At 73.8% G+C, this 26,712-nt stretch carries 13 protein-coding genes and 1 pseudogene; 10 read left to right on the top strand and 4 right to left on the bottom strand.

Annotated features, from left to right (window positions below; all coding sequences use genetic code 11):
• From BG452_RS45260 to BG452_RS03670, 6 genes and pseudogenes are all read left to right on the top strand, one after another.
• Window positions 1–907, top strand: a pseudogene (locus tag BG452_RS45260) (XRE family transcriptional regulator); the annotation flags it as partial.
• 265 nt (window positions 908–1,172) lie between these two features.
• Window positions 1,173–2,030, top strand: a complete 858-nt coding sequence (locus tag BG452_RS03690) for a sterol desaturase family protein (RefSeq protein ID WP_317620886.1) — start codon at window positions 1,173–1,175, stop codon at window positions 2,028–2,030.
• Between the two features lie 138 nt (window positions 2,031–2,168).
• The gene (locus tag BG452_RS03685; protein ID WP_188302675.1) at window positions 2,169–11,486 is read left to right on the top strand and encodes a hybrid non-ribosomal peptide synthetase/type I polyketide synthase; all 9,318 of its coding nucleotides are present in this window, start codon (window positions 2,169–2,171) and stop codon (window positions 11,484–11,486) included.
• The gene (locus tag BG452_RS03680; RefSeq protein WP_188302674.1) at window positions 11,473–13,152 is read left to right on the top strand and encodes a phytoene desaturase family protein; all 1,680 of its coding nucleotides are present in this window, start codon (window positions 11,473–11,475) and stop codon (window positions 13,150–13,152) included. The genes BG452_RS03685 and BG452_RS03680 overlap by 14 nt, the downstream gene beginning before the upstream one ends.
• A complete protein-coding gene (locus tag BG452_RS03675; protein WP_188302673.1) occupies window positions 13,149–14,831 on the top strand; it encodes a phytoene desaturase family protein in 1,683 nt (560 codons plus the stop codon). The genes BG452_RS03680 and BG452_RS03675 overlap by 4 nt, the downstream gene beginning before the upstream one ends.
• A 26-nt stretch (window positions 14,832–14,857) precedes the next feature.
• Window positions 14,858–15,913: a zinc-binding dehydrogenase gene (locus BG452_RS03670; protein WP_188302678.1), complete on the top strand. Its 1,056-nt coding sequence runs from the start codon at window positions 14,858–14,860 to the stop codon at window positions 15,911–15,913.
• Window positions 15,914–16,070: 157 nt separating this feature from the next.
• Here the strand turns inward: BG452_RS03670 and BG452_RS03665 are convergent, their stop codons facing one another.
• A complete protein-coding gene (locus tag BG452_RS03665; RefSeq protein ID WP_188302672.1) occupies window positions 16,071–17,288 on the bottom strand; it encodes a pyridoxal-phosphate dependent enzyme in 1,218 nt (405 codons plus the stop codon).
• A gap of 116 nt (window positions 17,289–17,404) precedes the next feature.
• Here BG452_RS03665 and BG452_RS03660 point away from each other — a divergent pair, with 116 nt between their 5' ends.
• Entirely contained in the window at window positions 17,405–17,707 is a 303-nt protein-coding gene (locus tag BG452_RS03660) for a hypothetical protein (protein WP_188302671.1), read from the top strand.
• 65 nt (window positions 17,708–17,772) lie between these two features.
• Here BG452_RS03660 and BG452_RS03655 read toward each other — a convergent pair whose 3' ends face one another.
• Together BG452_RS03655 and BG452_RS03650 are read right to left on the bottom strand one after the other, a co-directional pair.
• The gene (locus tag BG452_RS03655; RefSeq protein WP_188302670.1) at window positions 17,773–20,592 is read right to left on the bottom strand and encodes a penicillin acylase family protein; all 2,820 of its coding nucleotides are present in this window, start codon (window positions 20,590–20,592) and stop codon (window positions 17,773–17,775) included.
• A gap of 225 nt (window positions 20,593–20,817) precedes the next feature.
• Window positions 20,818–21,828, bottom strand: coding sequence for a zinc-binding dehydrogenase (locus BG452_RS03650; protein WP_223241707.1), 1,011 nt, complete (start codon window positions 21,826–21,828; stop codon window positions 20,818–20,820).
• A 101-nt stretch (window positions 21,829–21,929) separates the two neighbouring features.
• Between BG452_RS03650 and BG452_RS03645 the strand changes: the two genes are divergently transcribed.
• Window positions 21,930–22,589, top strand: a complete 660-nt coding sequence (locus BG452_RS03645) for a TetR/AcrR family transcriptional regulator (RefSeq protein WP_188302669.1) — start codon at window positions 21,930–21,932, stop codon at window positions 22,587–22,589.
• 200 nt (window positions 22,590–22,789) lie between these two features.
• Here the strand turns inward: BG452_RS03645 and BG452_RS03640 are convergent, their stop codons facing one another.
• The gene (locus tag BG452_RS03640) at window positions 22,790–23,470 is read right to left on the bottom strand and encodes a macro domain-containing protein (RefSeq protein WP_188302668.1); all 681 of its coding nucleotides are present in this window, start codon (window positions 23,468–23,470) and stop codon (window positions 22,790–22,792) included.
• Between the two features lie 204 nt (window positions 23,471–23,674).
• Here BG452_RS03640 and BG452_RS03635 point away from each other — a divergent pair, with 204 nt between their 5' ends.
• Window positions 23,675–25,300, top strand: coding sequence for an ADP-ribosyltransferase domain-containing protein (locus BG452_RS03635; protein ID WP_188302667.1), 1,626 nt, complete (start codon window positions 23,675–23,677; stop codon window positions 25,298–25,300).
• Between the two features lie 536 nt (window positions 25,301–25,836).
• Window positions 25,837–26,553 carry a thioesterase II family protein gene (locus BG452_RS03630; RefSeq protein WP_223241706.1) on the top strand — a complete coding sequence of 239 codons (717 nt, stop codon included), beginning with the start codon at window positions 25,837–25,839 and terminating at the stop codon, window positions 26,551–26,553.
• Window positions 26,554–26,712: the final 159 nt, after the last annotated feature.

Here is a 26,712-nt window from a genome sequence, read left to right as displayed (position 1 = left end):
GGACGCCGCCACCGCGCACGCCCTGGCCGGGCTGCTCGCCGCCCAGCTGCGGGCCGGGGAGGCCGGCGCCCTTCCGGGACTGGTCGCCGCCGTGGAGCGGACCCTGGCGGTGGTGCTCGCCCGGCTGGCCGTCGCACCCGCCGCCCAGCGCCGTCCGCTCGCCCGGCTGGCCGCCGAACACGCCCACGCCGCCGGGGCGTTGCGGATGCAGGACGGCCGCAACGCCACCGCGATGGCCTGCTTCGACCGCGCCCTCACCTGGGCCGAACTGGCCGGGGACCAGGCCACCCAGGTGGGCACGCTCAGCGACCTGAGCATCCTGGCCCGGCTGGACGGCGATCCGGTGGCCGCGCTCGGTTACGCCCGGGAGATCGACAAGGTCGCCCCCGAGCGGGCGTGGGCCGGGGCGATGGGCCGGATCAGCGAGGCCCGCGCCCGGGCCCTGACCGGGGACGTGCGCGGCACCGTCCGGCAGATCGGCCTGGCCCGGGCGGACGTGGAGCACATCGGCGCCCGGGACGAGGCGGACGTCCCGTGGCTGTCCATCGCCTCGATGCGGCTGCGGGTGGAGTCCGCCGCGGCCGCCGCGTTGCGCGACCTGGCCGCCGCGGTGGACGATCCCCGGCTGGCCCGGCGGGCGCTGGCTGCCACCGAGACCGCGCTCGGTCTGCTCGGTCCGACCCAGCTGCCGTCCAGCCGCCTGCTGTTCACCGTCCGGGCGGCCGACTGCCATGCCTGCGCGCACGATCCGCGGGCGGCCGTCGAACTGCTGGGCCCCGCACTGGAGTCCGTCCCGGTGGCCGCGCTGCCCGCGTTGGTCGGGCACGAGCTGCGCGGCCTGCGGGGGCGCCTCGCGCCACACGAGCCGCAGGCCGCCCGGCGGTTGGCGGAGCTGGCGGGCTCCTGAACCGGGGCGGGCTCGGGTAGCGGAGGTCCTGAGCGGGGGCGCGGGTGGTGAGCCCTCCGAGCGTTTCCCGCACCGCGCCCCGACGGCCGGCGGAGATCGGCCGAACGCGCCCCATTCACACCGGTCATACGTCAACTTCGTGCGCGGACCTTCCGCCGATCGGGTTATTCATGGCGTTAACACGTCGAATGACCGACCCCGCCAGCGGCTCCCGCTAGAGTCTCTGACGTTTCCATTCGTTAGTCCGCGAAGAACAAGGGGGAGCGTGCTGTCCGCCATCGCACGCCGGCTCGCCCATCCGCTTCTGCTCCTGGGGGTGCTGTGCACTGCCGTCGCGACACTGCGCTTCCACTGGGCGCCCGACCGGGTCTCCCCGCTCGTGCTGATCGCCGTCATCTGCTACCTGGCGGCGCTGGAGCGGGTGATCCCCCACCGGATCGACTGGCACCCGAGCGGGCGTGAACTCCGCTGGTACGGGGCGTACTTCGTGCTGAGCATGCTCGGCGGCGGGCTGGCCCAGGGGCTGGTGTCCGCGCTGGTGGAGGCGCTCGGGCCGAGCCGTCCGGCGCTGCCGTTCGCGGTGGAGATCCCGCTCGCCCTGCTGGTCGGCTCGCTCGGCGACTACCTGGTGCACCGCTGGTCGCACCACAACCGCTGGCTCTGGCGGCTGCACGGCGTGCACCACGTCCCGGCCAAGGTGAACGTCGCCAACAACGGCGTCAACCATTTCCTGGACGTGCTGTTCGCGCAGTCTGTGGTCCAACTACTGCTGGCGATGATCGGATTCTCGGCGGATTCTGTGTTCGTGGTCGGAATATTCGTCATGGCGCAGGGGTATTTCGTCCACGCCAACATCGACGTCCGCATCGGCTGGCTCGGTCACGTCCTGGCCGGCCCGGAACTCCACCGCCTGCACCACAGCACCGACCTCGCCGAAGCCGGCCACTACGCCTCCGACCTGTCGCTGTGGGACCACGTGTTCGGGAGCTTCACCTGGCGGCCCGGCCGGATCCCGGAAGCCGTCGGCCTCACCGACCCGACCGCGTTCCCGGCCACCGGCGAACTCGGCGCCACCCTGCTGCACCCCTGGCGCCGGACGAAGACCACCGAGCAGTCCGTCTGACCTCCCGGTCGGCCCGCCAGGCCGACGGCCGACCCGACGAGTCCCCGCCACCCGACGAGACCCGCCGGGCCCGGGTCCCCGCCCCCACGCCCCCCGCCCGGGCCCGCGCCGCCCCCACCACCACCCTCGGAATGGACCATGACGACCTCGCCCTTCGCCGTGCCCTGCGAACGGATCGCGATCACCGGCATCGGCTGCCGCCTGCCGGGACACGCCAACGACCACCGGACCTACTGGCGCAACCTGATCGAGGGCCGGGACTGTCTCACCGACACGCCCGCCGACCGGTACGACACCGGCACCCTGGGCAGCCGGGACCGGGCCAAGCCGGGGCGGCTGATCGGCGGCCGGGGCGGCTACATCGACGGCTTCGACACCTTCGACCCGGCCTTCTTCGGGATCAGCCCGCGCGAGGCCGAACACATGGACCCGCAGCAGCGCAAGCTCCTGGAGGTGAGCTGGGAGGCGCTGGAGGACGGCGGGCTGCGCCCCGGCGAACTGGCCGGGCGGGACGTCGGCGTCTACATGGGCGCCTTCACCCTGGACTGGAAGATCCTCCAGTTCGCCGACCTCGACTTCACCACCATCGCCGCGCACACCGCCACCGGCACCATGATGACGATGGTCTCCAATCGGATCTCGCACTGCTTCGACTTCCGCGGCCCCAGCGTCTCGATCGACACCGCGTGCAGCTCCTCGCTGGTCGCAGTCCACCTCGCCTGTCAGAGCCTGCTCCGCGGCGAGAGCGAACTCGCTCTGGCTGGCGGCGCGTTGCTGCACATGGCGCCGCAGTACACGATTGCCGAGACCAAGGGCGGCTTTCTCTCCGCCGACGGCCGCTCGCGCGCCTTCGACGCCGCCGCGGACGGCTACGTCCGGGCCGAGGGGGTCGGCGTGGTGGTGCTCAAACGGCTCTCCGACGCGCTGCGCGACGGGGACCAGGTGCACGCGGTGATCCTCGGCAGCGGCGTCAACCAGGACGGCCGCACCAACGGCATCACCGTCCCCAGTGCGGACGCCCAGGCCACCCTGATCGAACGGGTCTGCGCCGGGGCGGGTGTTCTGCCCGGAAGCCTGCAGTACGTCGAGGCGCACGGCACCTCCACCCCGGTCGGCGACCCGATCGAGGCGGCCGCGCTCGGCCGGGTGCTGGGCCTCGGCCGCCGCGAGGGGGAGCGCTGCTACGTCGGCTCGGTGAAGACCAATATCGGGCACACCGAGGCCGCGGCCGGCGTCGCCGGGCTGATCAAGACCGCGCTGGCGCTCAAGCACCGCCGCATCCCGCCGCACCTCAACCTGGAGCGGCCCAACCCCGCCATCGACCTGGCCGCGCTGCCCTTCGACATCCCGACCGCCGCCGTCGACTGGCCCGACCACCAGGGCCCGGCCCGGGCCGGCGTCAACTCCTTCGGCTTCGGCGGCACCAACGCCCACGTCCTGCTGGAGGAACCGCCGCCGCCCGCCCCCGTCGCCCCCGCGCCGCGGCCGGCCGTCACGGTGCTGCCGCTGAGCACCCGGGACGCCGCCGGACTGCCCGAACTCGCCGCCGCCGTACGGCAGGAGCTGGCCGACGGCGCCTGCCCGGCCGACCTCGGCCACACCCTGGCGCACCGCCGACAGCACCTGTCCGAGCGGCTCGCGGTGGTTTACTCCGGCCCCGCCGACCTGGCCGAGGCGCTGGCCGCCGTGGAACGCGGCGACGCCCACCCCGGGGTCGTCCAGGGCCGGGCCCGGGAGCGCCGACAGCGGCGCCTCGCCTGGGTGTTCACCGGCATGGGCCCACAGTGGTGGGGGATGGGCCGGGGCCTGTACGAGAGCGAGCCGGTCTACCGGGAGGCCGTCCGGGCGGTGGACGCGGAGATCCGCGCCCAGGCCGGCTGGTCGCTGCTGGCGGAACTCGGGCGCGACGAGGCCGACTCCCGGATGGCCGGGACCTGGCTCGCCCAGCCCGCCAACTTCGCCGTCCAGCTGGGCCTTTCGGCGCTCTGGCGCAGCCACGGGGTGCGCCCCGACGCGGTGGTGGGCCACAGCACCGGCGAGGTCGCCGCCTTCCACGAGGCCGGGGTCTACGACCTGGCCGACGCCGTCCGGGTGGTGCTCGCCCGCAGCGGGCTCCAGCAGCGGCTGGCCGGGACGGGCTCGATGCTCGCCGTCGGCCTGCCGGAGGCCGAGGCGGAGCGGCGGATCCGCCCGTACCGCGCCCTGGTCTCGCTCGGCGCCGTCAACAGCCCCTCCGCGGTGACCCTCGCCGGGGACACCGAGGCGCTGCGCGAACTGGCCGGGGAACTCGACCGGCAGGGCGTGTTCGCCCGCTTCCTGGACGTCGAAGTCCCGTACCACAGCGTGCGGATGGACCCGATCCGGGACGAACTGCTCGCCGCCCTGGCCGGGATCAAGCCGCAGCAGACGAAGCTGCCGCTCTACCTGACCGCCCGCGAGGGCCTCGCCCGGGGGCCGGAGCTGGACGGCGCCTACTGGTGGGGCAACGTCCGCAACCCGGTGCGCTTCCGGGCCGCCGTCGAGCGGATCGCCGAGGACGGGCACCGGCTGTTCCTGGAGGTCGGCCCGCACCCGGTGCTCGGGCACGCGATCCGCGAGTGCGCCGAGCGGGCACACCCCCTGCCGTCGATCCGCCGGCAGCAGGACGAACCCGAGCGCATCGCCCGCACCCTGGCCGAACTGCACACCCTGGGCGTCGAGTTGAGCTGGGACGCGCTGCACCCGGCCGGGCGCCCGGTGCCGCTGCCGAGCTACCCGTGGCGGCGCGAACGGTACTGGGTCGAGCCCAAGCCGGTCGAGCAGGTCCGGCTCGGGCGGCTCGACCACCCGCTGCTCGGCCGCCGCACCGCCGCCGCCCAGCCCACCTGGACCACCACGCTCGACCCCGAGCGGCTGCCCTACCTGGACGACCACCGGATCGAGGGCCGGGCGGTCTTCCCCGCCGCCGGGTACCTGGAGATGGCCGCCCAGGCCGTCCGGGCGCTGACCGGCGGCACCGAGGTGGTGCTGGCCGAGATCGAACTGCACCGGGCGCTGTTCCTCTCCGACACCGAGCCCGTCCCCGTCCAGCTCGGCTACGCCCCCGAAGACGCCCGCTTCACCATCGCCGCCACCCCGGCCGGCGGCGAACCCGTCGTGCACGCCGGCGGCCGGGTCCGCACCGGCCAGCGCCGCTCCCACGGGCCCGCCTCCGACCTCGACGCGCTGCGCGCCCGCGGACAGCGCCTCGACGGCCCCGACTGCTACCGGCGCCTGGCCGAGCGCGGCTACGACTACGGGCCCGCCTTCCGGGCCATGGCCGAGGTGTGGGCCGGGCCCGGCGAGGCGCTCGCCCGGATCCGCCCCACCGAACGGCTCGGCCCCGACGCGGCCGGCCACCACCTGCACCCCGTCCTGCTCGACGCCTGCTTCCAGACCCTGCTCACCACCCGGCTGCACGGGCCCGAGGACGGCGGCGTCCGGCTGCCGGTCTCCATCGAGGAAGTCCGGCTCGACGCCATCGGCGACCAGCCGCTCTGGGCGCACGCCACCGTCACCCGGGACGGCGGCGGCGAACTCCTCGGCGACCTCGCCCTGTACGCCGAGGACGGCACCCCGCTCGGCCGGATCACCGGCTTCAAGGCCGCTGACGTCACCCGGGCGGCCGGCTCGGTGGGCCTGGCCACCATCGACGGCTGGCTCACCGAACTCGGCTGGCAGGACGCCCCGGCCGGGCCCGCCGAGCAGCCCGTCGGCGACCTGCTGCTGTTCGCGGACGACGACGACGGCCTCGCCGAGCGGCTGGCCGCCCTGGCCGCCGAGCGCGGCGCCCGCGGCCACCTCGTCCGGCCCGGCGCCTCCTACACCCATACCGACGCGGCGAGCACCGTACGGCCCGACTCCGTCGAGGACCTCCGCCGGCTGTTCGCCGACCTGGACCCGTCCTACCGGACCGTCGCCCACCTGTGGAACCTCGACCTGCCCGCCCTCGACGCCACCGACCCCGGCCAGCTCGACCGGCTCGCCACCCTCGGCGCCTACTCGCTGATCACCCTCGCCCAGGCGCTGCCCGCCGCCCGCCCCGACGGCCGGCTGCACATCGTCACCCGGGGCACCCAGGCGGCCCGTCCGGGCGACCGGGTCGAACCGCTCGGCGCCCCCGCCTGGGGCATCGGCCGGGTGCTCTGGCAGCAGGAACTCGTCGCGCAGCGCGGCCGGCTGATCGACCTGGACCTCGCCGCCCCGGCCGCCGGACAGGCCGAGGCCCTGCTCGCCGAACTCGCCGCCCACCAGGACGGGGAACAGGAACTCGCCCTGCGGGCGGGCCGCCGGCTCACCAGCCGGCTGCGCCCCGCCGAGGGCCTCACCCGGCCGCTGGCGCCGGTGCTGCGCCCGGACGGCAGCTACCTGGTCACCGGAGGCTTCGGCGCCCTCGGCCGGCTGCTCTGCCGTACCCTGGTGCGCCGCGGCGCCCGGCGGCTCGTCCTGGTCGGCCGCACCGCCCTGCCGCCGCGCGCCGAGTGGCACACCGTCGACCCGACGACCCCGGTCGGCGAGCGGATCGCCTTCCTGCGCGAACTGGAGGCGCTCGGCGCCGAGCCGCTGCTCGCCGCGGTGGACGTCACCGACGGGACTGCCCTGGCCGACTGGCTCGCCGAGCACCGGCAGCGCCGGCTCCCGCCGGTCCGCGGGGTGTTCCACCTCGCCGGACAGGTCAGGGACACCCTGCTGGCGCAGATGGACCGCCCCGCCTTCGACGCCGGGTACGCCCCCAAGGTGGCCGGCGCCCACCTGCTGCACCGGCTGCTGGCCGACGAACCACTTGACCACTTCGTGCTGTTCGCCTCCGTCGCCTCGCTGCTCACCACCGCCGGACAGACCAACTACGCGGCCGGCAACGCGTTCCTGGACGCCCTCGCCCACCACCGCCGGGCCGCCGGCCTGCCCGCGCTCAGCCTGGACTGGGGGCCCTGGGCCACCGGCATGATCGAGGAACTCGGCCTGGTCGCCCACTACCGCGACGCCCGCGGCATGAGCTCGCTCCCGCCGGAGGCCGGCACCGCCGTCCTGGAACGCGTCCTCGGCCAGGACCGCGCCCAACTGCTGGTCGCCACCGTCGTCGACTGGCCGACCTTCCTCGCCTGGTACCCCGCGCCGCCGCCGCTGGTCGCCGAACTGGCCGCGAACGCCGCCGAGCGGGCCCCGGCCGAGCGCGGCGGCTTCCTGGACGACTACCGCGCCGCCGACCCGCAGACCCGCCGCCGGCTGGTCACCGAACGGTTCACCGCGGCCGCCGCCGCCGTGCTGCGCACCGGCACCGAGCGGATCACCCCCGACACCGGACTCGGCGCCCACGGCCTGGACTCGCTGCTCGCCATGGAGCTGCGCGCCCGGGTGCACGGCGAACTCGGCGTCGCCCTGCCGGTGGTGGCACTGCTCAGCAACGGCACCGTCGCCGACCTGGTCGAGCTGCTCACCGAGGGACTGGCCGAGCGGCTCGCCGCCGAGGGCGGCCCCGAGCGGGCCGAGGTCGCGCCGCACACCGACGAGTCGCGCTACCCGCTCACCCACAACCAGCAGGCGCTGTGGTTCCTGCGCCAGCTGCACCCGGACGGCTTCGCGTACAACATCGGCGGCGCCGTCGAGGTGCGCGCCGAACTCGACCCGGAGCTGATGTTCGCCGCCTTCGCCTTCCTGGTCGCCCGGCACCCCGGACTGCGCGCCGCGTTCACCGCCGAGGAGGGCCGCCCCGTCCAGCGGATCCGCGCCGAAGTCGTCGCCGACACCGGGCTGTTCGACGTCGAGGGCCGCCCCTGGGAGGAGATCCACGAACTGATCGTCCGCGAGTACCGGCGGCCGTACGACCTCGCCGAGGACCCGCTGGTACGGCTGCGGCTGTTCCGGCGCGGGCCGGACCGCTGGGTGCTGATGAAGGCCGTCCACCACATCGTCTCGGACGCGATCTCCACCTTCACCTTCATCGAGGAGCTGTTCGAGGTCTACCAGGCGCTGCGCCGGGGCCGCACCCCCGAACTGCCCCCGGTGGCCGCCCGCTACCTGGACTTCCTCAACCACCAGAACCGCTTCCTGGCCGGGCCGCAGGCGCAGCGGATGCTCGACTACTGGCGCGGCCACCTGCCCGCCGGGGTGCCCGTCCTCGCCCTGCCCACCGACAAGCCGCGCCCGGCGGTGCAGACCCACAACGGGGCCTCCGAGTTCTTCCGGCTGGGCGGCGAACTGACCGCGCGGGTGCAGGAGATGGCGCGGGAGCACGGCGCCACCCCGTTCATGGTGCTGCTCAGCGCCTACTACCTGCTGCTGCACCGCTGGTCCGGGCAGCCGGACATCGTGGTCGGCAGCCCGGTCACCGGCCGCACCCAGGAGGAGTTCGGCTCGGTCTACGGCTACTTCGTCAACCCGCTGCCGCTGCACGTCAGCCTGGCCGGCGAACCGACCGTGACCGAGCTGATCGCCCGGGTGCGGGAGAGCGTGCTCGGCGGGCTGGACAACCAGGAGTACCCGTTCCCGCTGCTGGTCGAGCAGCTGGGCCTGCAGCACGACCCGAGCCGCTCCGCGGTGTTCCAGGCGATGTTCATCCTGCTCACCCACAAGGTCGCCGTGGAGCGCTTCGGCTACCGCCTGGAGTACATCGAACTCCCAGAGGAGGAAGGACAGTTCGACCTGACCCTGTCCGCCTACGAGGACCGCGCGGACGGCTGCTACCACTGCGTCCTCAAGTACAACTCCGACCTCTTCGAGCCCGGCACCGTCCGGCGCCTGGCCGCGCACTACCGCAACCTGCTGGACGCCATGACCCGGGCCGCCGAGGACGAACCGGCCGGCCGGCTGCCGATGCTGGACCAGGCCGAACGGCGCCGCATCCTGGACGAGTTCAGCGGCGCCGGGCGGCGGACCGACCACGACGTGCCGCTGCCCGAACTGATCGCCAAGGCCGCCGCCGAGCACCCGGAGGCCGTCGCCGTGGTCGCCCCCGGGCGGGACGCCGTCCGGCGGCTGAGCTACGGCGAGCTGGACCGGCAGTCCCGGCGGGCCGCCACCCGGCTGCGTGAACTCGGGGCCGGCGAGGGCACGGTGGTCGCGGTCTGCCTGGACAAGTCGCCCGAGCTGATCACCACCCTGCTGGCGGTCTGGCGGGCCGGCGCCGCCTACCTGCCGCTCGACCCCGGCCACCCGGCCGACCGGCTGGCCTACCAGGTGGCCGACGCCGGCGCGGCCCTGGTCGTGGTGGACGAACGGCAGCCCCTCCCGGCCGAACTGCCCGCCCGGCCGGTCACCCTGGAGGAGCTGTCCCGCCCCGCCGAGGTGAACGGACCGCTGCCCCCCGCCGACCCGGACCGGCCCGCGTACGTGATCCACACCTCCGGTTCCACCGGGCGCCCCAAGGCCGTCCGGGTCGACCACCGCAACCTGGCCGCCGCGACGGCCGGCTGGCGCGCCGAGTACCGGCTGGACACCGAGGCCCGGGTGCACCTCCAGATGGCCGGCAGCGCCTTCGACGTGTTCTCCGGCGACCTCGCCCGGGCACTCGGCACCGGCGGCACCCTCGTCCTGGTCGACCGCGAACTGCTCTTCGACACCGCCCGGCTCTACCGGGTGATGCGCGAAGAGGCCGTGGACTGCGGCGAGTTCGTGCCCGCCGTGGCCCGCGCCCTGCTGGCCCACTGCGAACGCTCCGGGCAACGGCTGGACTTTCTGCGGCTGCTGGTCGTCGGCTCCGACTCCTGGAAGGCCGCCGAACACCGCCGGCTGCGCGCCCTGTGCGGCCCGGCGACCAGGCTGGTCAACTCCTACGGCCTGACCGAGGCCACCGTGGACAGCAGCTACTACGAGGGCGGCGCCGAGGACCTGGAACCCGGCCGGATGGTCCCGATCGGGCGCCCCTTCCCGAACAGCGAACTGTACGTGCTGGACCGCTACGGCGAGCCCGTCCCCGCCGGGGTGGCCGGCGAACTGTGGATCGGCGGCGCCGGCGTCGCGGCCGGCTACCCGAACGACCCGGAGCAGACCGAACGGCGCTTCCGGAGCCTCGACCTGGACGGCACCCCCCGGCGGCTCTACCGCACCGGCGACCTCGGCCACTGGGACACCTCCGGCACCGCGCACCTGCTCGGCCGGATCGACAACCAGGTCAAGGTGCGCGGCCACCGGATCGAACCGGGCGAGATCGAGGCCCACCTCACCGCCCGGCCCGAACTCGCCGAGGCCTGCGTGACGATCCGCCAGGACGGCTCCGGCGAGGCGGTGCTGGCGGCCTACCTGGTGCCCGCCGAGGGCGTCGAACTGGACCGCCGCGAACTGCGCCGCCACCTCGCCGAACACCTGCCCACCGTGATGATCCCCTCCTACCTCACCGAACTCCCCGCCCTGCCGCTCACCCCGAACGGCAAGATCGACCTCGCCGCCCTGCCCGAGCCCGAGGCCGACACCGGCGGAGCGCGGCACGAACCGCCCGTCACCCTCTACGAGGTGCGGGTCGCCGAGCACTGGCAGAAGCTGCTCGGACTGGCCGAAGTCGGCCTCCAGCACGACTTCTTCGAGCTCGGCGGCAGCTCCATCCGACTGATCGAACTGATCCACCACCTGCAGACCGAGTTCAACATCGGCATCCCGGTCGGCCTGCTGTTCAAGGTCACCACCCTGCACGGCATGGCCCGCACCGTCGAGCAGATCATCACCGGCGAGGTGGCCGGCGGCCAGCCCCACCTGTGGTTCAACGCCGAGGCGCCCGAGGAGCGCACGCTGTTCTGCTTCCCGCCGGCCGGCGGGCACGGCCTGGTCTACCGGCAGCTCGCCGCCCACCTGCCCGGCCACCGGATCGCCGCCTTCAACTACCTGACCGGCGAGGACAAGACCGCCCGCTACGCCGACCTGGTCGAGGCGCTGCACCCGGACGGGCCGTACCTGCTGCTCGGCTACTCGCTCGGCGGCAACCTCGCCTTCGAGGTGGCCAAGGAGCTGGAACGGCGCGGCCGCACCGTCGACGCGCTGCTGCTGGTGGACGCCTACCGCGTCCTGGACGCCTTCGACCTGGGCGCGGAGCACGTGGCCGTCTTCGAACGCGAACTCCGGGACCACCTGCACCGGCACACCGGCTCCCGGATCGTCGCCCAGGAGACCCTCCACCAGGCCCGGGACTACCTGGAGTTCTGCAGCCGCACACCCAACACCGGCACGGTCCGGGCCCGGTTGGAGGTGGTCTGCGAGCGGGAGCGGCTCATCCTCCACACGGCCGGCGAACCGGGCTCCTGGCACGGCGCCTCCACCACCGGCACCGCCGTCCACCCGGGCCACGGCAGCCACGCCGAGATGCTGGACGGCGAGTACGCCGCCCGCAACGCCGAACTGGCCGCCGCCCTGCTGGCCGCCGACCCGGTCGTCGGCCTGGCTGTCGACCCGGCCGGCGATCTCCCGATGGCCGACCTGCTGACCGGAGGCGGCGTCGATGGCCGCGGCTGACCACGGGCCGGACTGGTCCGTCCGGGAGCGGGCCACCGCCGGCCCGCCCCGGGTGATCGTGATCGGGGCCGGCCTGGCCGGCCTCGCCACCGGCTGCTACGCCCAGATGAGCGGACTGGAGACCCGGATCTTCGAGAAGCACGTGCTGCCCGGCGGCTGCTGCACCGCGTGGTCCCGGCAGGGCTACCTCTTCGACTACTGCATCGACTGGCTGATCGGCACCGCCGAGGGCACCGGCGCCCACCAGGTCTGGCGCGAACTCGGCGCCCTGGACGGCAAGTCGGTGACCCACTTCGACACCTTCAACCGGGTCGTCGACGAACACGGCCGGGCCGTCACCTTCCACACCGACCCGGACCGGCTGGAGGCCCACCTGCTGGACCTCGCCCCCGGCGACGCCGCGCCGATCCGGGCCTTCTGCCGGGACCTGCGCCGCTTCGCCGCCATCGACCTGCCCTGGGACCTCACCCCGCCGCCGCTGCGGACCACGGCCGAACGGCTGCGCACCCTGCGCGCCGTGCTGCCCGCCTTCCGGCTGTTCTGGCGCACCGCGGCCACCCCGATGAGCCGCTTCGCCGAACGCCTCCAGGACCCCCTGCTGCGCCGGGCCTTCCCCACCATGTTCCTCCAGGAGCCGGCCGGCTTCCCGCTGCTGCCCTACCTCTACACCCTGGCGGCCGCCCACACCGGCAACGCGGGCTTCCCGCAGGGTGGTTCGCTCGGACTGGCCCGCTCGGTGGAGGAGCGGTACACCTCGCTCGGCGGGGTGATCGGCTACCGCCGCCGGGTCGACCGGATCCTGGTCGAGGACGGACGTGCCATCGGCGTCGAACTGCGCGACGGCACCCGGCACTTCGCCGACCACGTGGTGGCCGCCTGCGACGGCCCGACGGTGCTCGACCGGCTGCTGCGCGGCCGGTACTCCAGCCCCGCCACCGACCGGCTGTACGGCGAACTGCTGGACAAGCCCGGCAACCTCTACCCGGCGGTGGTCTCCGCCTTCGTCGGCGTGGACGGCCCGCTGCCGGCCGGCGAACCGCACAGCACCACCTACCTGCTGACACCCGAGGACGGCGCCCGGCTGCCCGGTTCGCTCCAGCACAGCCTGGTGGTGCAACTGCGCTCGAACTACGCGGAGGGCTTCGCGCCGCCCGGCAAGTCGGTGCTGCACTGCACCTACTTCAGCGACTACCGCTCCTGGAAGGAACTGCGGATCCGCGACCGCCGGGCCTACCGGGAGCGCAAGCAGCACGTGGCCTCGTTCGTCCGGGAGTTCCTGGAGCGGACCCACCCCGGGATCGGCGCGCGGATCGAACTGGTCGACGTCGCCTCGCCGGTGACCACCGAACGGTTCACCGGCAACACCTACGGCAGCATCCTCGCCTGGCAGGCCTTCTCCGAGGCCGAGGACGCCGCCAACCGGCTGGTCAACCGGGACCGGATGCGGCTGCCCGGACTCAGCGGCTTCTCGATGGCCGGCCAGTGGGCCTCGCTCGGCGGCCTGATCCGGGCCGCCACCAGCGGACGGTACGCCGCCCAGTACCTCTGCCGGGAACTCGGCCGGCCGTTCCGGGCCTGGCCCAGCGACGACAGGGAACCCTGGCACCCGGGCAAGTGGGGCCGGCTGCCGCAACTCGACGCGGCCACCTTGGGAGTGAGCGAATGAGCCCCCGGCAGTCCGTGATCATCGTCGGCGGCGGCCTCGGCGGCCTGTCCACCGGCTGCTACGCGCAGATGAACGGCTACCGCACCCGGATCCTGGAGATGCACGAGCTGCCCGGCGGCTGCTGCACCGCCTGGGACCGCGGCGAGTTCACCTTCGACTGCTGCGTCAGCTGGCTGCTGGGCAGCGGCCCGGGCAACGAGATGCACCGGATCTGGCTGGAACTCGGCGCACTGCAGGGCAAGCGGATGCGCAACTTCGACGTCTTCAACGTGGTGCGCACCCGGGACGGCCGGGCGGTCCACTTCTACTCCGACCCGGACCGGCTGGAGGCCCACCTGCTGGACCTCGCCCCCGAGGACGCCCGGCAGATCCGGCAGTTCTGCGCCGGCCTGCGCCGGTTCCGCCTGGCGCTCGCCCGGTACCCGTTCCTCAAGCCGGTCGGGCTGATGGGCCGGTGGGAGCGCTGGCGGATGCTCGCCTCCTTCCTGCCGTACGTCAACGTGATCCGGCGCTCGATCTCGGTGCTGATGAGCGACTACTCGGCCCGGTTCCGCAGCCCGCTGCTGCGCGAGGCGTTCAACTTCGTGCTGTACGAGCAGCACCCCAACTTCCCGGTGCTGCCGACGTACTTCCAACTCGCCTCGCACGCCGGGCAGTCCGCCGGCGTGCCGGAGGGCGGCTCGCTCGGGCTGGCCCGCTCGATCGAGCAGCGCTACCGGCGGCTCGGCGGCGAGATCACCTACAACGCCAAGGTGACCGAGATCCTGGTCGAACGGGACACCGCCGTCGGGGTGCGGCTGAGCGACGGGCGCGAGCTGCGCGCGGACATCGTGGTGGCCGCCTGCGACGGCCGCACCACGATGCTGGACCTGCTCAAGGGCCGCTACCTGAACGACACCTACCGCCGGCTCTACACCCAGACGCTGACCGAGCCGGGCATGGTCTTCCCCGGCTACCTGACCGTCTTCCTCGGCCTGCGCACGCCCTTCCCGGCGGGCGACCCGTGCACCACCTACCTGCTGGAGGACGACCTCGCGGCCCGGCTCACCGGCATCCGGCACCCCAGCATCAACATCCAGTTCCGCAGCCGGCACTACCCCGAGCTGTCGCCCGCCGGGACCACCGTCGTCTACGCCAGCTACTTCTGCGACATCGCCCCCTGGCGGGCGCTGAGCACCGGCCCCGAGCAGGCGCCCCGGCTGCGGCGCGGCGAGGAACTGCACACCCTGCCGGTCGGCCGGGGCCGGGAGTACCAGCGGGAGAAGCGCCGGGTCCGCGACGCCGTCATCGAGTTCCTGGACGGCCACCACCCCGGGCTGCGGGACGCGGTGGCCGTCAAGGACGTCTCCACACCGCTCACCCAGGTCCGCTACACCGGCAACTACGACGGCACGGTGCTCGGCTGGCAGCCCTTCGTGGAGAGCGGGGAGACCCTGGAGGAGGAGATCAAGCGCAACGGCCCGGGGCTGCCCGGCCTGGCCAACTTCTACCTCTCCGGCGTCTGGGCGACCACCGGCGGCCTGATCCGCGCGGCCGCCGCCGGCCGGCACGTCGTCCAGTTCATCTGCCGCGACGACGGCCGGCGGTTCACCGCCGAGGTGGACGACAGCGCGCCACCGCCCACCCTGATCACCGACCCGGTCGGGCTCGACGACCGGCAGTTTGGAGTCACTTCGTGAGCCTGTCCCTGACGACCGTCGAGAAGGTGCGGATCGAGAAGTGGGTCGTCCGCGCGCACGTGGACGGCGTACCGGACGTGGACCGGATGTACGAGAAGGTCGTGGAGGAGGTGGACGTCCGGCTCGCCGAGGACGAGATGCTGCTGCGCACGCGCTACGTGTCGGTGGACCCGTACCTCCAGGGGATCGCGCTGGACACCCCGGTCGGCGACCACATGGGCGCCGACTCGATCATGGAGGTGGTGCGGGCCGGGCCCGCCGCGCGGTTCGCGGTCGGCGACCTGGTCCAGGGCTTCGGCGGCTGGCGCAGCCATGTGATCAGCGACGGCGCCGCCGTGCCCTGGCAGACCGGCACCTTCCCGATGGTCTTCCCGGCGTACCGGCGGCTGGACCGCGCGGACTACGACGAGCAGCTGCCGATCACCACCGCGCTCGGCGTGCTGGGCGGGCCCGGGATGACGGCCTGGGGGACGGTGGAGAAGTTCCTCGATGTCCGGCCCGGGCTGACGGTGCTGGTCAGCGGGGCCAGCGGCGCCGTCGGTTCGGTGGTCGGCCAGCTCGCCCGGCACCGGGGCGCCCGGGTGATCGGCACCACGGCGACCCCGGCGAAGGCCGGCCGGCTGCGGGAGCTGGGCTTCGACGCGGTGCTGGAGTACCGGGACGGCGACGACCCGGAGCTGCTGGCGAAGGAGCTGGCCCGGCTCGCCCCGGACGGCATCGACCGCTACTTCGACAGTCTGGGTGGGGCGCTCACCGACCTGGTCTTCGGGATGCTCGCGGTGGACAGCCGGGTGGCGGTCTGCTGGCAGTGGGGCAGCCAGGTCGGCGGCGAGTGGGTGGGCCCCCGGCTGCTGCCGATGATCATGTTCCCGCGCACCGTGATCCGCGGCATCTTCTCGCTGGAGTGGTTCACCGAGGAGAACTGGGTGGCGCTGCGGCGGGACCTCGGCGCCCTGGTGCGCAGCGGGGAGCTGAGCTACCAGCAGACCGTGCACCGGGGGTTCGACAGCATCCCGGCGGCGTACCGCAGCCTCTACCTGGACCGGTCGGCGAGCCGGGGGAAGGTACTGGTCGAGCTGTGAACGCGGGCGCGTCGGCGGCACTCGCCTGGTGGCTGGTGCGGCGGGGGCGGACCACGGTGTAGCCCCGGTACGGGGGCGGAGTTGTCCTCGGCCGCCCAGGAGCCCGCCACGATCAGGTACTGGCCGAGCGCGTTGCGGCGCCGGTCGCGCGGTTCGGTCAGGCGGTGATCCCGGCCGCGCGCAGGCGGCGCTCCACCTCCTCCCAGGTCGGAGTGGCCGGGGCCGTCCGGTGGGCGCCCATGCCCTTGTCCTTGAAGCCGCTGGAGGTGGAGACGCAGACCACCGGGCCGTCGTCCGGGGCCTGCGCGCCGAGGCTGCGCAGCCCGGCCAGTCCGGCCGCCGCGGACAGCTCGGCCCACAGCCCGGCGCCGGCCATCTCGCGCTGGGCGTCCGCGAGTTGACCGTCGTCCAGGGTGAGCGCCGCACCGCCGCTCTCGCGCACCGCCAGCACGCCCCGGTAGCCGCTGACCGGGGAGGCGATCGAGTAGGCCGCGCTCGGGCCGACCGTCACGTGCGCGGCCGGCAGGCCCTCGGCGATCGCACGGTGCAGCGGGCCGGAGGCCGCCGACTCGCAGGCGAAGATCCGCGGCACCCGGTCGGCGAGGCCCAGCCGGCGCAGCTCGACGAATCCCTTCCACACCCCGAACAGCAGCTCGCCGTACCCGGTCGGGACGAACACCGCGCTCGGCACGCCGACGTCCTGGAAGATCTCGTACGCGACGGTCTTGTAGCCCTCGGGGCCGTACGCGTGGCCGGTGTGGGTGGGCGTCAGGTTGCTGACCGGGTGCAGGCCGAGCCGCTCCACCACCTGGCGCAGCAGCGGCCAGCGGGCCTCCCACGGGACGGGCAGCACCACGGCGCCGTAGGCGTTCAGGAAGGCGTCCACGGCGGGCGGGGTGTCCGGGCCGGTGAACACCACGCAGGGCAGTCCGGCGCGGGCGGCGTAGGCGGCCGCCGAGGCGCCGTGGTTGCCCGAGGAGGCGACCGCGATGCCGGGCGCGCCGGCGCCGACGGCGGCGCTGGTGGTGCAGCGGTTCAGCCGGTCCTTGTGGCTCCAGGTCGGATTGCGGGACTCGTCCTTGACGTACACGCCCGGCCCGAGCTCGACCAGCGGGGTGGCGCCCTCGCCGAGGCCGGGGGCGAGCAGCGGGGGCAGCAGCGGCGCCCAGCGCTCCAGGCCGCCGCGGGCCCGGACGGGGGCGAACAGGGCGGCCGGGTCGACCTTGTCGTAGGCGTAGTCGACCTCGACCGGGTAGGAGACGTCCGCCGTGCCGGTGCGCGGGCAGCCCGAGGTCAGCGGGGGCCAGAGGGGGTAGTCGAGCGTGGGGTCGCCGAGCGAGCGCTGGCCGGTTGCGAGGGAGTCGTCGGTTGCCATGTAAGCAGCCTAGGGCGGTTTAGGGTGCTACCGGGTGGGTTTTTGAATCTTGGCCGACAGGGCACACTGACGGGGATGTCCGAACACGGACAATGGAACGGCGGCTTGGGAGCGGGATGGACAGCGGGATTCGGGCGATGGTCGACGCGGTCGACGAGGCGCGGCGGCAGCTGCGGGAGAACGCCCTGCCGAAGGCGAAGGACAGCGGGCGGGACAAGGTCCCGGCGGCGGAGGCGGCCGTGATGTTCGGCTCGCTCGCCGATCTGGTGGAGGTCGCGGGCGAGCTGGCGGCGGCGCTCTCCGAGCGGATGGCCACGGCGCAGAGCCCCAAGGCCTACCACCTGGCGGGCGTGCGGCTCAGGGACGAGGCGGACAACCTGCGGGAGGCGGAGCGGGAGGTCACCAAGCGGGTCGGCTGAGCGTGCCACGGCCGCCGGTGCCCCGGGTGGGGCGCCGGCGGCCGCTTCGTCGGGTCGGTGGCGGCTCAGCGGTGGCCGGAGAACTGCACCACCTGCTGGTACGTCGGGCGGTTCTGCCAGGTCGTCTTGTCGTCCGTCACCCCGCCCAACGGGCGCTGGATGATGGTGTCGGCGCACCACTGGTCGCCCGCCGCGCAGTCCGTGTCGCCCGGGTAGACCTGGGCGGGGGTCTGGGCGGCGGCTTGGGTGAGAGTGGTCAGCAGGACGTTGCGGCAGGCGGTGAGGTCGCCCCCGCCGCAGAAGGGACGGGCCAGCGGGCCGGCGACCGGGTCGCCGAGGACGGCGCGCAGGTCCTTGTCCAGGTAGCTCCACCAGCCGTACTGGAAGGCCGAACCCTTGTGCGGGATCGACTCGTTGGCACTGACCGGCCCGCCCGCCGTCGCCCCGCCCTGGCCGCCGGACGGGGACTCGTTGATCTGCAGCGCGCCGGTCAGCGAGCCGAACAACCGGTCGCCGAGGCCCGGCCGCATCACCCCGTCGGCGACCAGCGGCCACCAGGCGTCCATCACCCGGATCGCGGCCGCGTCCGCGTAGCTGTGGCTGCCCGGCGAGGTCTCCTTGCGTTGGTCGCCGTCGGCGAGCCAGGCCTCCAGCTGCTGAAGGGCGGTGGCGGCGGCCGGATCGGTGACCGGTGCGCTGCGCAGCACCCGGATCAGGTCGGGCAGCACGTCCTCGGCCCGCAGATCGGCCAGAGCGGCGCCCTCCATCGCCTGGGTGAGGGTGACCCGGCTCGCCTTTCCGCCGTTCCGCAGCAGGGACTTGACCCGGTCGTCCAGCAGGTTGGCCCGGTGCACCGAGCCGTTGCCGAAGCCGGCCGCGGTGAAGCCGTCCGCCTGCTTGTTGTTCCAGGAGACGTAGTAGTCCTGGTTGACGGACTGCGGGTGCTCGGCCGGCGGGGTGTACCGGGCGGTGTTGGTGACCGGGTCGAAGTCGGCCCACTCGTAGGCGGGCTGGGCGAGCACCGGCAGCCCGGCGTCGACCCCGGGAGCGCGGACCGGGTTGCTGCCGGAGTTGTAGTAGGCGATGTCGCGGGAGTCGGCGTAGAACCAGTTGAAGGTGTAGTTGATGTCCTGCGCCGCCCGCTGGAAGCTCGGGGCGTCGTGCACCGCGCCCGGGTCGTTCAACTCCTGGAAGCCGATGATGGAATCGGCCTCGTGCCGGTAGGTGGAGCGCAGCGAGGTGAAGGCGACCGGCGCGCCGCCCACGGTGCCGCGGGCCGTCACCAGCCCGTGGTTCGAGCGGTACGCCACCAGGGTGTACGAGCCGGCCGGGGTGGAGTCGGCGGTGGTCGGGCTCCACGCGTCCTTGCGCTCCAGCCGGTCGAAGGGCAGGCACTGACCGTGCCAGAGATAGGAGTTGGCGGCCGTGGTGACCGGCGAGCCGTCGGTGGTGCAGAGCGGGACGGCGTAGGTGTCGGTGATGTCCTGCCCGGCGGAGGTGGCGCTCCACGCGTAGTCCTGGCCGCGGCCGAGCTGCACGTAGAAGCTGAGGCCGGCGAAGGCCGCGCCGCGGGCACTGATCCCGGGGCCCTGGATCTCCTCCAGCATCAGCAACTGCGGGGCGAAGTAGCCGGTTTGGGGACCGAACACGGCGACCGGGTGGCCGTCGTCGGTGTGGGCGCCGGAGACCAGCAGGGCGTTGGACATGCCGTGCTTGGCGGTGAGCAGGTTGCCGGGCAGGACGCCCTTCGCCGCGGTTGACGCGGTGTTCGCGGACCCGGTGGCGTCGTAGATCATCCGCTCGGGCACCACCGAGCCCGGGTCGGGCATTGCCTGGCCCTGCGGGGCGTCGGGCACCGTCGCGTACGGGAAGCTCTGCCCGTCGTGCAGGGTCCGGACCGCCTCCGGGTCGTCGGCCTCGCGCAGCGACGTCCACACCGCGTCCCCGGCGTCCTTGCCGTACCGTGCCTCGGCGGCCGACTTGACCTGGGCGGAGGCCAGTTCGCCGCCGCCACCGGAGCCGAACAGCGCGCCGACCACCGAGGCGAGGGCGACCAGGTCGGTCAGCTTGAAGGGCTCGATCGAACCGGCGTTGGTGATCGGGTCGATGTGCCCGGTGAGGTCGTACTCGCCGGGGAACGTCCGGCCGTTGTACGCCGCGGAGACGTACTGGTTGATGCCGTCCAGGTACGCGTTGGCGTCCGCCAGCGCCTGGGTGGCCCGGCCGCCACGCGCGGCCAGCGCGTCGATCTGCTGCTGCAACTCGGCCTCGGTGTACGGCGCGGCCTGCCAGAAGCTCTGCTCCAGCTGCCGGTTGGCGGCCGCGCCGCCCGCGAAGCCGGACAGCTGGCCCCGGCCGACGTGCCGGAACAGGTCCATCACCCACAGCCGGTCCTGCGCGGCGGCGTAGCCCGCGCCGAACTCGGTGCCGTACCGGGTGGTGCCGCTGATGTGCGGCACACCGGTGGCCTTGTCGCGCACGATCGTCACGTCCGGGCGCGGGGTCGTGGTGCTGGCCACCTGGTCGGCGGGGACGCCGAACGAGGCGTCGTTGAAGAAGCCGCGCAACCCGGCCTCGGTCAGCCCCGGATAGCCGGAGGCGAGCGCGGAGTACGGGCCCAACTGGTCGTCGGTGTGCGCGGGACGGCTGCCGAACATCCGGTTGAGCAGGATCTCGGCGAGCGTCGCGTTGCCGTTCTCACCGGGCGGCAGGATGTCGGTGCACCGGCCGCCGCAGTAGTCGGGTGCCGCGGCGGGGGACGCGGTCGCGGTCGTGGGGGTGGTGAGGGCGGCGGTCACGAACAGGGCCGCCGCGAGGGCGACGGCCGCCGCCCTCGGGAATCTGCTGGAGTGTCGGAGGCGGTGCGGGCGTGTGCGTGGGGGCATGGCGAGCTCCTCCGTCGAAGCCACGGGGAGTCGACGGTAGGGGCGCTACTGGACGGTTGGCTAGTGGCGTGCATGCCATTTCGTCTGCGATGTGGCGGAGTTGGGGCGCGACGGGCCGCCGGCCCGCGAGTCGGGGGGCGGTGGGTGGGCCGGCAGCCGGGGAGAGGCTGCCGGCCCGGTGCCGTGCCCGGCTCAGTCGGGCAGGTGCGGGGGCGGGTGCGGCCGTCAGGGCTTGAGGACCAGGCGGATGGGGTTGCCCTCCTTGCGCTCCAGGGCCTCGACGGCGCGGGCGGCGTCGGCGAGGGGGAAGGTGCCGCTGACGGAGCGGGCGAAGTCCAGTCGGCCGCCGCGGACCAGGGCGACCAGGTCGATGACGTCCTGGCCGTCGGAGCCGTAGTGGCCGAGGATCTGTTGGCGCAGGTAGCTGACCCGGGTGCCGTCGGTGACGGTCAGTGGCTGGTCGGTGAGGCCGACGAGGACCAGGCGGCCGCGTTCGCCGAGGGTGGCCATGGCCTGCTGGCGGACCGGGGCGACGCCGGCGAAGTCGAAGGCGGCGGAGAGCGGGCGGCCGCCGGTGGCCGCCCGCAGCTGTTCGGTGAACCGGGGGTCGGCCGGGTCGAGGGCGGCGTCGGCGCCGAAGGCGAGGGCGCGGTCGCGGGCGGCCGGGAGCGGGTCGACGGCGACGATGGGGAAGGCGCCGACGGCGCGCAGCAGCTGGACGCCGTGGGCGCCGAGTCCGCCGACGCCCCAGACGCCGACGGCCTCGGCGGGGCGGACGGCGCCGGTGCCGGTGATCGCGGCCCACGGGGTGGAGACCGCGTCGGGGATGAAGCAGGCCTGCTCGAAGGGGAGTTCGTCCGGGATCGGGACGAGCGTGGTGGCGGTGGCGAGCGTGTACTCGGCCCAGCCGCCGTCGTAGTCCACGCCGCGGGTGTACAGCCGGCCGTTGCGGGTCTCGCCGGCCTGGAGCAGGACCCGGTCGCCGACGGCGGTGGTCACGGCCTCGCCGAGGGTGTGCACGGTGCCCGCGACCTCGTGGCCGAGGGTGACCTTGTCGCCGTCGAGGAGGAACGGCTTGAGGGTGCCGTCGATCAGGTGGACGTCGGAGAGGCAGACGCCGGCGGCCTCGACCTTGATCAGCACCTCGCCCGGGCCGGGTACCGGGACGGGCACCTCCTCGACGGCGAAAGCGCCCTTGGCGACGTCGAGGCGGCCGGCGAGCATCGTGGCGGTCATCGGGACTTCCCTTCTGCCGGGGGCGGCGGGGTCGGGGGAGTGCCCCGCCGCCCCGAACTTGCTTGTTATCCAACAAGCAAGTTCGACCCTAGCATGGTGCCATGCCCACGCACGATGACCTGACCGCCCGCACGACCGCCCCGCCGGACGCCCAGCCCCGCCGCACCCAGGCCGAACGGCGCGCCCACGCCGAGGCCGCGCTGCTCGCCGCCGCGGCCCGGCTGATCGCCGAGCACGGCAGCACCGGGGTCACCCTGGCCCGGGTCGGCGAGGAGGCGGGATTCAGCCGGGGCCTGGCCACCCACTACTTCGGCTCCAAGGCCGCGCTGCTCGCCCGGCTCCAGGAGGAGGCCCTCGCCGAGGCGATGGCGGCGGCGGCGCCCGAGCGCAGTGGTGCCGGGGCGGTGGAGGAGCTGTACGGCTTCGCCCGGGGAGTGCTCGACGGCGTGCGGAACCCGACCGATCTGGGCCGGGCCTTCGTGGTGCTGGGTGCCGAGGCGCTGGCCGGCGCCTCCGGGCTGACGGCCGCGGTGGCCGAGCTGGACTCCCGCATGCGCGGTTGGGTGGCGGACGTGGTCGGTCAGGGCGCGGCCGAGGGGGAGGTGCGCGGCGGGGTGGACCCGCAGGCGTTCGCGTTCGCCTTCGTGGGGCTGCTCAAGGGGCTGGTGGTGCAGGCGGCGGCCGCCCCGGAGGCCTTCGACGTGGCGGTGGCCACCGCGGAGGCGCAGCGCTGGATCCGGCTGGCGCTCGTCGCTGACTGACGGAGTGGACTGACGGAGTGGAGTGGCGGGGCGGACCGGCGGGGTGGACTGGCGGAGTGGCGCGGGGGAGTGGGCTGCCGGAGCTGACTGCCGGAGCTGACTGATCGGGAGGCGCTTCCGGTTCCGCGTGATGGGGAACGCCTCGCGCCACGCCGGAGAGTCGGCGCGGCGCGGGGTCGGCGGGCTGGGTCGGTCTCCGGTCAGCGCCCGGAGCGGCTGCGGGCCGCCGGTGCCGTGATCCGCACCCGGGTGGTGGCGGGCGCCTTCTCGATGTCGTCCAGCTGGGCCAGGATGGTGGCGCGCAGCTCGTCGTCGTCCTCGAAGTGGTGGTCGTTGAAGAGCGTGTAGCCCGTCCACATCAGGTTGGCGCAGACCCGGGCCGGCACCCGGCCGGTCTGGGCGCCCATGCCGACCAGTGCGACCGAGCGGATGCTGCCCGGCGCCAGTCGGTTCTGCCGGTGGACGGCCTGGAAGGCGGCGGCGCAGGCCAGGGCGACGTTCAGGGTCTCGCTCACGTTCTGCGCGGAGCTCTGCATGGTGGGCGTGGAGATCAGGAACTTCGGGGTGACCGCGCCGGAGGGCACGCAGACCGCGCTGCCCACCGGCAGGGTGCCCGCGTAGTGGTTGCGTATCTGCCGCTGCACCTTCAGCTGGATGCCCGCGCCCAGGTGGCGCTTGATCGCGGCGTCCGTCCCGCCGTCCATCCGGCCCTTGGAGTTGGTCGGGCTGACCCAGGCGTCGACCTGCTCGGCGAGGATCGAGCCGTGCCGGATCTCGATCTCGGGGGTGTCGGCGAAGGCGGCCCGCCACGACTCGACCACCGTCGCGTTGAGGTCCGTCAGCACCACCCGGAGCGGGGACTGGGCGCGGTCCGTCGTCATGCTGCAACTCCTGTCGCTTGGCTTGCTCGGCGAGCTCTTCCCGCTGTCGATACCGACGCTAGTGGGCCCGACTGACAATCCGGCCGCCGCCGGCCGGGCGGGCGGGACTGTCAGCGCCGGCTGTTAGGAATGTCCCTGTCCGTCGGTGAGCTGACGGGCCGTCATTCGATGCCCCGCGTGGGCCGATCCAGCCGGAGTACCACCATGAGCGCTGCCGACACCCCCACCCCCACCCAGCCCGACCCGAACGACCCGCTGGCCCTCACCGAGCTCTTCCAGGGCGGCGGCGAGGCGTGGCTGCCGGTGCTGAAGCCCGTCATCGAGGCGCGGCCCGGCGCGGCCTCGTTCATCGGCCCGGGGCGCGACCCGGAGGTCGTGCCGGTCCGCGAGCTGACCTTCCAGGCGCTCAAGCCGCACGCCCCGCACCAGTGGAAGGTCGTGGTCTTCGGCCAGAACCCGTACCCGCGGCCGGAGAGCGCCACCGGCATCGCCATGTTCGACAACGCCTTCCACGACTGGAAGGACAGCCAGTTCGGCCGGGTGATCAGCATCCGCTGCATCATCAAGGCCGCGGCGATGTGGAAGTACGGCATACCGAAGAAGACGCCGATCGCGGACATCCGGGCGCTGCTGAAGAAGGAGGAGACGGTCCAGCCGCCGGAGTGGTTCCAGGCGATGCTGACCCAGGGCGTGCTGCTGCTGAACGCGGCGCTCACGGCCAGCGCCGACGGGGCGATGGGGCCGGACCAGCACACCGGGTTCTGGCGGCCGGTGGCCGAGCGGATCGTGGAGGAGATCCTGCGGGCCAAGCAGCAGGCGGGGGAGGAGGACCGGGGCGTCGTCTTCGCCTGGTGGGGTGCGCACGCGCGCAGCCTGAAGAGTGTGGTGCAGCGGCTGGAGAAGAAGTACCCGGAGGTCGAGGTCCGGCACATCGACCACGCCAACCCGGCGGCCCAGGGCGACATCTTCTGCGACAACGAGCACTTCGCCACGGTGAACGCCGCGCTGGCCTCGCTCGGCGCGGACGAGGTGGACTGGCTGCCCAGCAAGGGCTGGAACACCGACGCGGCGACGGGCGGCGGCGCGGACGGCGGTGTCGCCGAGCGGATGGGCGCGTTCATCGCCTCCACGATGGAGCTGCACCAGCTGTATCTGGACCGCCTGGCCGGCGTGAAGGACGAGGGCCTCGAACTCCCGCCGATCAGCGGGGTGTTCGACACGCCGCTGATGGGCTTCCGGGAGGCCGTGGCGCCGGTGGCCGAACTGCTGCGCGGCCTGGACCGGCACGTCACCCTGTCGCACGAGTTCGGCAGGCGGCGGGCGGACGAGGGGGCGACGGCCGGGCTGTCCGCGGACGCGATCGCCGCGCTGTACCTCTACACCTGCGAGTCCGCGTTCTACCGGGAGATCAACGCGGTGCTGCGCTCGCCGGACCGCGGCCGGCTGGTGCCCTACCTGCCGTACCTGCGGCTGCTGTTCGCGGCGGTGTCGCGGCTGCCGGTGCGGACGGAGCCGCTCTGGCGCGGGGTGTCGCTGGACCTGCGCAAGCAGTACCCGCTGGGGCGGACGGTGACGTGGTGGGGCGTGTCCTCCTGCACCTCCGAGCTGGGGGTGGCGAAGTCCTTCCTCGGCAGCCGGGGCAAGCGGACGCTGTTCGAGGTACGGCCGCTGCGCGCCACGGGGATCCAGCGGTTCTCGGCGTTCACCGGGGAGGAGGAGTACATCCTGCTGCCCGGCACCCAGTTGGAGGTCACGGACGTGCAGGCCCAGCGCGGCGGGCTGTGCACCGTGACGCTGACCGAGATCGCGGAGGGGCCGCTGGTGTCCTGAACCCCTTGTGTCCTGAACTGCCGAGGCCCTGAGCCGCTGATGCCCCGAACCAGGGGCTGACCAAGGCGGGCGGGGCAGGCGCGCGGGCCGCTGCGCGCCGCCGCCCGGCGTGCTCACGCCCGTCCGCACGAACGGCGTTGGATTGGTCAATGCGAGTTCCGCGTGAGTTGCGCCACCGATTCCCCGCCGGGGTGGGCGGGTCGGGAAAATCGGAGCCCTTTCGGGAGGGGGCGTCGTAGAGTGGGACGGCCGATGATCGTCAACTATTGAGCGTGCTCACTCAGCTGAGGTACAGTCATCAGCGGTTGATCGGCACACTATTCATCATCCTCGATGGCAGAACCGACCAGGCGGCACAACCGGCCTCCGCAGAGCGGCGATCCAGGGACGGATCGAATGGGTTCTGGCATCTTTTCCAGAAAGGCCGCTTCGGAGACCATGGACTTTCCGGACGACCTCGGGCCAAAAGCCGGACTTCCGGGATGGCGCCCGTGAACGGCCAGATACCTCCCGACAAATGGTTCGTTTCCCGAGAATTGCGTCCGGAGGCGCCGGTCAGGCTCGTCTGCTTCCCCTATGCGGGCGGCGCCACGGCGGTCTACTCCCGCTGGCCGGCCGCGCTCGGCCCCGATGTCGAGGTCGCCGCGCTGGCCCTGCCCGGCCGGGAGCGCAGGATCGGTGAGCCCGCGGCCGTGGAGGTGGAGCGGATCGCGGAGGCCGTCGCGGCCTCCGCCGACCGGCCGTACGCGCTGTTCGGGCACTCGATGGGCGCGCTGCTCGCGTTCGAGGTGGTCCGCCGGCTGCGCCGGGCCGGGGCCGAACTGCCCGTCCACCTCTTCGTCTCGGGCTGCCCCCGGCCCGACCAGCAGCGCGGCGAGGACATCTTCGACGGCCTGTCCACCCTGCCCGACGAGGAGTTGCTGGCGCGGCTGGTCCGCGGTGGCGGCCTGCCCGCCTTCGTCCTGGACGAGCCGGAGCTGCTGGAACTCGTGCTGCCCGTCTGCCGGGCCGACTTCGGCTGGCTGGACGCGTACGACTGCGGCGACGAACCGCCGGTGCCGGTGCCGATCACCGCCTTCGCCGGCACCGAGGACGCCTCGGCCCGCCCCGAGGACGCGGCCGGCTGGGCCGCGCACACGACCGGTCCGTTCGCCCAGCACGCCGTGCCGGGCGGCCACTTCTTCCTCGACGACAACCTGGACGCCATCAGCCGGGCGATCCGCGCCGCGATCGGGAGCTCCGTGGCGGGGTAGCCCCGTGGCGTGACGCCGGGTGCCCCGGCCGGGAGCCGCGAGGGGCCCCGGCCCGCGAGGGGTCGGAACGACGAGTCAGGAACTGTGATGGGGGATGGAACCACCGGGCCGGCCGCGCCCGGGGCGGACGGTCAGCGGTGCGCCCGCGGGGCCGTGGTG

The organism is Streptomyces sp. CBMA123 (genome assembly GCF_014596465.1).
In the GTDB taxonomy this organism is placed as follows: domain Bacteria; phylum Actinomycetota; class Actinomycetes; order Streptomycetales; family Streptomycetaceae; genus Kitasatospora.
Note: the sequence above shows the minus strand (reverse complement) of the source record. Positions and strands in the feature narration are given on the sequence as shown.